This window comes from Stieleria sedimenti (assembly GCF_025060895.1).
GTDB classification, from domain to species: Bacteria; Planctomycetota; Planctomycetia; order Pirellulales; family Pirellulaceae; genus Stieleria; species Stieleria sedimenti.
The window spans coordinates 8354-18175 of record NZ_JANZKV010000304.1 but is presented as its reverse complement, the minus strand read 5'-3'; the positions used below and the strand labels follow the sequence as shown (position 1 = coordinate 18175).

Below are 9822 nucleotides of genomic sequence, written 5' to 3'. Positions count from 1 at the left end.
ATGGCGAAACCGTGCCGCCGCTTAGGCGGCGCGGCTCAGCGCCCGAACGGTCTGCAGTTGCTCGATCCGCCACAGCAATGCTTCCCGTTCACGTGCGTGCTGGCTGATGCAGCGGGACAATTCGTTGCTCAGGCGTTTCACCTCAGCGATCGGGCTTTCCTGCATCGACCACTGTTCCGACTGCGACTTCAACGTGCGGATCTCCTCACTCAATGCAGCGATTCGTTGTTCCAGCAACTCGCATTGAGCGGTTCGTTCCAGAAGCTGCTGCTGCAGACTCTCGATCGTTTGCTGTTGGGCGAGTTGGGTTTGATGATGACGCTCGCGGAGTGTCACTTGGTTGTGCTCCAACTCGGTCACTTGAGCCCGCCACTTGGCGGACAACTCGGCTTCGAGGTCTGACTGGACGGCCTCGAAATCAGGTTCCTGTCGTGTTTGTTCGAGCTGTTTCAATTGTTGCGATTGTTGGTCCAGCTCCTCGGTCAGTTGCGAGATCGTGTGTTGTGCGGTGGCGATTCGGTCAGCAGACTCCGCCAGCTGTGACCGCCGCTCGGCCAGATCCGCGCGCAGTTGCACGTTTTCTTGTTGCTGATTCGATGCGTCCTGACGCAATTCGCTCAGCGTGGCTTCGAGCAGTTCGATCCGATCGGCCTTCGTCGCGGTTGCGCGTTCGACATCGGCCAGCCGGGTGTGAAGCTGATCGATGGTTTGCTGCAGACGATCGTTTTCCGTCGACGAGAGGACCACCGCTCGTTGACTGGCCGCGAGGGCATGCTCAAGTTCGGCGACTTTTGCGCGGTCGTGGTCGCTGAGCTGTGAATTGCTGTGTTGAGCTTGTTTTTGCCGCTCCAGTTCCGCCTCCAGTCGCTGCAGTTCCACGGCATAGTGTTGTTCGGCTTCGTTGGCCCGCAACAGCGCGTTGGCGTCGGCTGCTCGGGCGGCGGATTGGATCTCGCGAAGCTGGTGATCCCGCTCCAACAGCGTCGACTCTGCCTGGTCGGCGCGGTGATTGGCGTCGGCGAGTTCGCTCTGGGCGTTCGTGATCTCTTTCGTCAGATCGGCGACGCGTTGCCTCAGCTGGTCATTCTGGCTGACCAGTCCGTTGTTTTCTCGCCGCGTTTGTTCCAACTGCCGCTGCGTGTCGGTGGCGAGCCGCTCGGTCGCATCGATCTCTTGATCCTTGGCAAACAATGAGGCGTCGAAGTCATCCGACTTGGCCTTCAAACTCGCGACGGTCTCGATCAGCGACGTTTTTTCTTCCGAGACCGTCGTCAATCGCGCGGTGGTGTCCTGAAGTTGTCTGTGGAGCATCTCGATGGCGCGCTGGGATTCTTGCCGATCACAGGAAGATTCGACAAGCACCGCCTCGAGCTCGGTCTGCAATTGCCGGATTTCCGATTCCCGCTGGTCCGCCAGATGATCCAGGTCGGCGTTGATCAGCTCCACCATTTCGTGGTCGGTTTGCAAGATCCCGACGGTCGCTTCCAGTGTTTCGATTTCCTCGTCGCAGACCGCGAACGCTTCAGAAGTTTTGGATCGAAATCGGCCGAATTCGTCGACCAGTTGCGTGTACCGGAGACGTTCTCGTTCGTGCTCGCTTTCATACCATTCGCTCAGCTGGACAGCTTGTTCTTGAGCGGTTTTCCAATGTTCCAGGATCTCGTCCTGGTCATCCATCTGCTGTTGCAAGGCTTTGATCGTCGCCAGCTTGTCCGCGATCGCAGCGTTGTGCCGATTGACGATGGAGTCGTGGCCGCGTTTGAGCGATTGTTGTTCGGCCGACGCGGCCAGCGCCACGTGCTTCAATTCATGCTTCAACGTCGCGACGTGCCGGTTGAGGGCTTGGGCGGCGCTGCGAGCTTCGGCAAGTTGGTTCTTGATCGCTGCGATTTCTTGTTCATGGTTGTCCTGCTCGCTCCGCGTTTCATGTTGCAACACTGCGAGCTGTTGTTGCAGCGTTTCGATTTTCCCCACCAAGAACTGTTTTTGTTGCGCGAACGCTTGCTCGGCCCGTCGGCGGATCTCGGCGGCTTGCCGGTTGTTGGCAGCATGAGTGGACGCGAGCAGCTGACGCAGACGCGCGATCTCGGCATGATACAAACGGAAATCCGCTGCCGGCCAACTGGGCAGACCAAGCCGTGCCGCGTCATGCATCACGTCGGGGGGCATGCCGAGCGGATGCGTGTCGTAGGCCTGCGGAGCGGTGGTGTAATGGGTGCGCCGGCGATCGTCCATCGAATGATCCCATCCCTGGGAAAGTGTTTCGCGCCGCGAGATCGAAAGAGCCGTGTCGACGTCCACACCCGCGGTTTCATTGCGCGTGAAACATACGTCAGCCCGTCCGCTCAGCGGAAGGTCAGTTTCACGGCACCGATTGATAGCAACCGGCGAGACCCATCGCTCTTCCCTTCGCTACGCTCGACTCTCCCGCAACCCTCCCGTGTGCGGGAGGGTCGAGCGGAGCGAGGGGAGGGCTTCCGGCATGGCTGCTCCATCGTGGCTAGCAACTTTGGCGTTGCAACAACCCTCCCCGCTTCGAGCGCACACTCCTCCGCGACCCGCTCAGGGGGAGGGTGACAACAACTTCGTTGATGAACGGATCGCTTAACTTGGTGCCTCGCGTCCGACCTCCCGAAAGTCGAGCAAAGCGGGGGGCGGTCGGCTATGATCGTGAAGGCTTGTTGGGACCGCCCATTCGGTCGTCTGTCACCTTTTTTCGTAGGGAATTTGATGCGATTCGTTGTTTTGATGATGGCCGTTTGGGGCACGGCCTTCCCTTCGATCCGGCACGCCGCCGCGCAAACGACTTCAACGGACAGCCCCGCCGGCAACGAAAAGGTCGCGGAGATCTTTCGTACGTTTTCCGCCAAAGGCGCCCAACGCGACGCGTCCCAGCTGACGCCGCCGGATCAGATGATCGACCGGCTTCGGCTCCGCAGCGATGTCGAAGCCGACTTGATCGCCCATGAACCCGAGCTTTCGCAGCCGCTGTTTCTGTCCTGGGATTCACGCGGTCGCATGTGGGCGGTGCAGTACCGCCAGTATCAGTACCCTGCCGGGCTGAAGGTCGAGCGTTTCGATCAATACCTGCGGGCCGTCTACGACAAGGTGCCCGAACCGCCGCCGCACGGCGCCGCGGGTGCGGACAAGATCACGGTCTTCAGCGATACCGACGGCGACGGTTTGTATGACTCCAGCAAGGACGTCATCACGGGACTCAACGTCGCCACCTCGGTTCAAGTCGGTCCGAAAGGCATCTGGGTGTTGAACCCGCCGTATTTGCTGCACTATCCCGATGCCGACGGTGATGACGTTCCCGACGGCGATCCGGAAGTCCATCTGTCGGGATTCGGGCTGCAAGACACGCATTCGGTGGCCAACAGCTTGTTGTGGGGACCGGACGGTTGGCTGTATGGTGCCAACGGCAGCACCACGGCAGGAACGGTCAGTTCACAAGTGACCAAGGGCGTTCGATTCGAAGGCCAGTGTATTTGGCGGTATCACCCCGAATCGAAAGTCTTCGAAATCTATGCCGAGGGTGGCGGGAACACGTTTAGTCTGGAGATCGATTCGTATGGACAAGTTTTTTCGGGAACCAACGGCGGTAGTAGACGCGGTTATCACTATCCGCAAGGCAGTTATTCGGACAAGAACTGGGGCAAGCACGGTCCGTTGATCAATCCCTATGCGTTCGGCTATTTCACCGGCATGCCGATGAAAGGCGACACGCGACGGTTTGCTCAAGCATTCATGATCTATGAAGGCGGGTTATTTTCAAACGACTTTGATCGATCCATTGTCGCACCGAATTCGTTGCACAATCTGGTTTGGAACAGTCGTCTGATTCCGGATGGATCGACCTATCGTACCGAAGACGTTGAAAACCTGATCGAAACCGACGATCGCTGGTTTCGACCGGTGTACGCCGGCGCCGGCCCCGACGGCGCGATCTACATCGCGGACTGGTATGACACCCGTTTGTCCCACGTCAATCCGGTCGACGACTGGCACAAGAACAGCGGACGGATCTACCGCATTCGCCCCAAAGGATCCACGCCCGTCTACCGCTTCGGCGATCTCACCGTACTGTCCAGCGATGACCTGATCAAACTGTTTGACTCGCCCAACAAATGGCTCCGCCGTCGCGCCGCGTTGGTCCTCGGTTGGCGCAACGACAGCGATGCGACGGAGACGCTTGTCAAGCTTGTCGATCAATCGGGGTCGTTGGAATCGCTCTGGACACTGAATCTGATGGGGCAACTTTCGACCGAGCGGGCCGCCGGTTGGTTGCGGCACGACAATCCCCACATACGACGTTGGACCGTTCGGTTGTTGGGAGATCGGCATGAAGGCCATCAGCAGCTGGTATCGCTGGCGGAGAACGAACCCAATTTACAAGTCCGCGCCCAACTCGCATCGACGGCCAAGCGGATCGACAGCCAGACGGGGTTGGCAATCATCGACCGCCTGACGCGACGCGACGAAGACGGAAACGATCCGCATTTGCCGCTGTTGTATTGGTGGGCGGTCGAAGCCCACGCCGACGATTGGGATGTGGTCAACGCATTCTTCTCTGACGACACGTCATGGGACCGCCCGTTGGTCCGCCAACACATTCTCGGCCGTCTGGCCCAACGCTATGCGGCTGCTGGAACAGCCGCCGACATGGACCACTGCGACAACTTGGTTGCCCTTGCCCCGGACGACGCAACTCGCGACATCTTGTTGGTCGGGTTGACCAAAGCGTTCCAAGGCAGGTCGATCCCGGAGTTGCCCAAGCGTCTCGACCGCGCGCTGTCCGCCTATCAAGAATCACGCGGTGAATCCGGCGCGGTGCTGGCACTTCGCAGCGGCCGCGAGGGCGCCGCGGATGCTGCGATCAAATTGTTGCGTGACGCGTCGACCGACCTCGGACTGCGGATCGAACTCGCCTACACACTCGGCGAGCTCCGCGAGCCCAAAAGTGTGGATGCCCTGTTGCGATTGGCGACCGGTCGTGAAACGAGCGAACCGGCGCTTCAACGAGTCGCGATCAGCACGCTGGCCAATTTTGACGATGCCCGAATCGCTGCCGGGTTGATCGGCGCGTTTTACGGAAAAATTTCACGCGAACATGGTCTGCGAGCCGCCGCCTGCCGGACGCTGGCTAGCCGCGCCGCCTGGGCCGACCGATTACTCGAAGAGGTGATTCAGTGGCGGGTTCGTGTCCCCGAAGTCCCAGAAGACGTCATCCAGCGATTGCGGACGTACGAGGACCCGGCTTTCATCGCCAGGGTCGAGCAAGCCTTCGGCAAGGCCGTGACGGTATCCTCGGCCGAGAAAGTTGCGGAGATCGAGCGGCTGACGGAGTTGCTGAGTCACTCCGCCGGCGATCCCGAAGCAGGCAAAAAGCACTTCATGACCAAGTGCGGGACGTGCCACAAGTTGTTCGGCGAAGGCAAGACGATCGGTCCGCCATTGGACGGTTACGAACGCGGCAGTTTGAAGTTTTGGTTGCCGGCGATCATTGAACCGAGTCTTGAAATCCGCGAAGGCTTTCAGTCGTACATGGCGCTGACACTCGATGGCCGCGTCGCCACCGGGATGATGGCCGCCCAAGATCCCAAGACCGTCACCCTCCGCACCGCCGATGACCAGACCGTCGTTCTCGTCCGCGATGACCTGGAAGAATTCAAAGCGATCAAGACGTCGCTGATGCCCGAACAGGTCTTCAAAGACATGACCGACCAACAGATCATCGACCTGTTCGCGTATCTGATGTTGGGTACCAGGCGATAACCAACTGACCCCAGACGCAGCGGTCAAAGGCACCGAAGCGTCGGAAAAGGTGTCCGACACCTTTTTGGTGGAATGGGGGGTTTGGGGTTTTTGCGTCAGACCCTAACGCTTGAGGAGCCGCACGTTCACGGGCGTGCCGACGGTGATTTCGCTGCCGGTCGGTGACAGGGCTCCTGTTTCGGGATCGATTTTCAGCGACACCACGTTGTCGGAATTCTGGTTGGCAACGACGACAAACTTCCCGCTGGGATCGATTCCGAATCCGCGCGGGATTTCACCCCGGGTCGATTCGTTTTCGATCCACTCGATGTCACCGCTGGACGCGTCGATGCGAAAGACGGCGATCGAGTTGTGACCTCGGTTGGAAACGTACGCCGTTCGTCCGTTGGGATGCACCAAACATTCCGCCGTGCTGTTGCCCCGCACCGCCTGACCACCGGGAAGCGTCGAGGCGACTTTTAACACCGACAAGGTTCCCGCCGCATCGTCGTAACGCAGCAACGCGACTTCAGAGGTCAGTTCCAAGTTGGCCAGTGCGACGTTTCCCGCGGGAGCGAAACAGAAATGGCGGGGGCCTCCTCCGGCTGGCAGCTTCAGCGACGGCTGCTTCGAAGGCGTCAGCGTTCCCGATTCGGAATCGACGTCGTAGATCACAATCTGGTCCATGCCGAGGTCGGCGACGAAGGCTTGTGACCCGTCGGCGTCGTAATTGATCGAGTGGGCGTGCGCTTCCTGCTGGCGACGAGGGTTCACGCTGCTGCCGCTGTGCTGGTGAAAGGATGCGATTTCCCCGAGCGAGCCGTCGTCATTGATCGGAAACGACGCACAACTGCCGCCGCTGTAGTTGGCAACGCCGAGCGACTTACCAGACGGATGCACCGCCACATGGCAGGCAGCCCCGCCACGCGTCGATCGCTGATTAAGTTGCTTTAGTGCGCCGTCGTCGCCGATAGAATACGCGACGATGCCGACAGAGCTCTCGTCGGTCCAAGGCGTTTCCGAGACGGCATACAGCGACTTGCCGTCAGGAGCAATCGCGACGAACGACGGGTTATCCGCTTTGGCCGCCAACCGCGGCCGGGAGAGTGCGCCGGTGGTCTCGTCCAGCGTCGCAACATAGATCCCTTCGCTCGAAGCGTTTCCGCGTGTGTAGGTGCCGAAATAGACAAGCGTCTCGGCCGAGCACATCGTGCCGGCCAGCAGAAGATACAATAGGGCCGCGAGTCGCATGGTGATTCTCCAGAATGAAATTGGAGTCGCTATTGTAGCTCGCCGGCGAGGACGGAGTCGCGGATCGCAATCATCCACTGTGCGATTCGGGGCGACGCCTTGCCAGCCGTGGATCAAACCGATCATCCTGCCCGCATTCTCTGAAATGCACCACTCATTGAATCACATTGAGAACGAGTCTGATGCGCTACCTTTTTCCTGCCCTGCTTGTTGTGCTCGTGTTTGCAAAGACAGGTTTTACCCAACCGGTGGAATCGCCGAGGCCGACAGGCGATCAACGGATCGCGGAGTATTTTCGCGCCGAGACACAAAAGCTGACCAACCGAACGTTCGCCGACATCGAGACGCTGGAAGATTGGACCCGTAAACGCCCCGAGTACCGCCGCCAGATGTTGGAGATGCTCGGTTTGGATCCAATGCCACCCAAGACCCCGCTGGAACCCGTCGTGACAGGCACGCTGGAAGAATCGGGGGTGATCGCCGAGCGATTGCATTTTCAATCGATGCCGGGATTGTACGTGACCGCCAATTTGTATCGGCCGAGCGTGCAAAACGAAAAGCTGCCGGCCATCCTGTATGTCTGTGGTCACGGTGGCGAACGGCACGAGGGCAAGAGTTTGGGCAACAAGACTCACTATCAACACCACGGAGCGTGGTTCGCGCGAAACGGCTACGTCTGTCTGACCATCGACACGGTCCAACTGGGGGAAATCGAAGGCATTCACCACGGGACCTATCGTGAGGAGATGTGGTGGTGGAACAATCGCGGGTATTCGTCGGCGGGCGTCGAGGCGTTCAATTGCATTCGGTCCCTGGACTACCTGCAGTCTCGCGACGAGGTCGATGGAGATCGAATCGGTGTCACCGGACGAAGCGGCGGAGGGGCTTATTCGTGGTGGATCGCGGCGATTGACGAACGGATCACCGCGGCGGTTCCGGTGGCCGGGATCACCAGCCTGAAAAACCATGTCGTCGACGGTTGTGTCGAGGGACATTGCGATTGCATGTACATGGTCAACACCTATCGCTGGGATTTTCCGATGGTCGCCGCGTTGGTCGCGCCGCGTCCGCTGTTGATCGCCAATTCTGACAAAGACCGCATCTTTCCGCTCGATGGTGTCGTGGACGTCTACGCAAAAGTGCAAAAGATTTACGACCTGTACGACGCCCGCGACAAACTGGGACTGCAAATCTCCGAAGGTCCACACAAGGACACGCAAGAACTTCGCATCGCCGCATTTCGTTGGATGAACCGGTTCCTACGCGAGGACCAGACGTTGATCGAGATGGCCGCCGAGCCGCTATTTGAAAAGCGAGACTTGAAAGTCTTTGAGGAACTGCCGGAGGAACAGCGCGTGACGACGATCCACGAGAGCTTTGTGCCTAAAGCGGAGTCGGGCGACCTCGATGCGGACTCTCCCGAAGCGGTCCGGGCATTGATCGATCGACTGAGGCAACGAACGTTTCGCGGCTGGCCGGATTCGCCTGAACCGTTGGACGTCCACTCGATTGCACTCGAAGGTGGACCCTCGCAGGCCCAGGTGATCGAGTTCACCAGTCAGCCGCCGTTCCGATTGCCGATCTATGTGCTGCGACCGGACCGAGACGCGAACGCCCCGCTCAACGTCTTGATCCTGGACCAGGATGGCTGGAAGCAATGGGCGGCGGGCTTGTCCGTGTTGTTTCCCGATCATGTGCCCGGCGTGAAACCCGACCCGGAAGTCGCCGCGGCACTGCGGCGGATGACCGAGGACCGCAACACGGTCGTCATCGTCCCCCGCGGTGTCGGACCGACCCGCTGGACCGATGATGAACGAACGCAGACGCACATCCGTCGACGCTTCATGCTGCTCGGTCAAACCCTGGCGGGCATGCAGATCTACGATGTCATTCGCGGTCTGGAAGCGTTGCGGCAAACGCCAGGATTGGAAAAGTCGGTGGTCTCGATCCAGGCCGAGGGAGACGCTGCCGTTTGGGGCCTCTATGCCTCATTGTTCGTCGACGGGATCGATCAACTGAATCTTGAAAACCTGCCCCAGCGAAATCGCGACGCACCGGATCTGTTGAACGTCAGCCGGTTCGTGGAACTCGAGGACGTCGTGAAGGCGGCGGCCACGCGATTGGTGAAATAGTAGGGCAGGCTGTGCATGCCGGGTGAATCGCCTTTTGCCCAGGCTATGGATGTAAACGGCCGTTGCCCGAAACCGTCCACTCAAACCAGACCAGATATGTGAAAGATGTGTAGATACCGATGCCCTTTGGGACGGTCGCGGAGGCGTTTGCGCCTGGAGCGGGGAGGGTGCTTTGGCGTCGTTTTTGGCATCGGTGGCTGCGGGCCAGCGGAAACCCTCCCCTCGCTGCGCTCGACCCTCCCGCACACGGGAGGGTTGTTTCTCGACCCATACCCTGAATGTCAATGGCCGCCGCGGTGAACGGGCGCGATCAGGGCGCGCAGGTGCTCGGCTGCTCGATCGGGTTGCTCGACTCGGAAGTGCAGCTCAGCCAGTTGCAAACGCATCTGATGCTGCACGATCGGTGAACGCACATGGTCGAGCGTGTCGGTGAGAAACTCGGCGGCCGCCTCGGGTTCCATGAATCGCGACGCCATCTTGATCGCTTCCAATGCCGCCTCATCGGCCTTGGACACCGATTGCGACAAGCGATTTTCAAGTTCCATTTCGGCGATGCGAAGTTCCAGGCGATTGCGGTGCAATTCGAGCTCTCGCATTTCATGCTCCATCGCTTGCAGATGTTGATCACGCTCGCGTTGTTCGTGTTCGCGACGCTCCATCCGCTCGCGTTCGTGCATCTCGC

At 59.6% G+C, this 9822-nt stretch carries 5 protein-coding genes; 2 read left to right on the top strand and 3 right to left on the bottom strand.

Annotated features, from left to right (window positions below; genetic code table 11):
• Positions 1–21: 21 nt before the first annotated feature.
• A complete protein-coding gene (locus NZK35_RS31255) occupies positions 22–2235 on the bottom strand; it encodes a coiled-coil domain-containing protein (protein WP_259636463.1) in 2214 nt (737 codons plus the stop codon).
• 495 nt (positions 2236–2730) lie between these two features.
• Between NZK35_RS31255 and NZK35_RS31250 the strand changes: the two genes are divergently transcribed.
• Complete coding sequence (locus NZK35_RS31250; protein WP_259636462.1) at positions 2731–5778, top strand: PVC-type heme-binding CxxCH protein; 3048 nt, start codon at positions 2731–2733, stop codon at positions 5776–5778.
• 102 nt (positions 5779–5880) lie between these two features.
• Here NZK35_RS31250 and NZK35_RS31245 read toward each other — a convergent pair whose 3' ends face one another.
• On the bottom strand, positions 5881–7008 hold the full coding sequence (locus NZK35_RS31245) for a lactonase family protein (RefSeq protein WP_259636461.1): 1128 nt from the start codon (positions 7006–7008) through the stop codon (positions 5881–5883).
• Between the two features lie 182 nt (positions 7009–7190).
• Between NZK35_RS31245 and NZK35_RS31240 the strand changes: the two genes are divergently transcribed.
• Entirely contained in the window at positions 7191–9140 is a 1950-nt protein-coding gene (locus NZK35_RS31240) for an alpha/beta hydrolase family protein (RefSeq protein ID WP_259636460.1), read from the top strand.
• A 281-nt stretch (positions 9141–9421) separates the two neighbouring features.
• Here NZK35_RS31240 and NZK35_RS31235 read toward each other — a convergent pair.
• The coding region (locus NZK35_RS31235; RefSeq protein WP_259636459.1) for a hypothetical protein at positions 9422–9822 on the bottom strand (401 nt) is incomplete at its 5' end.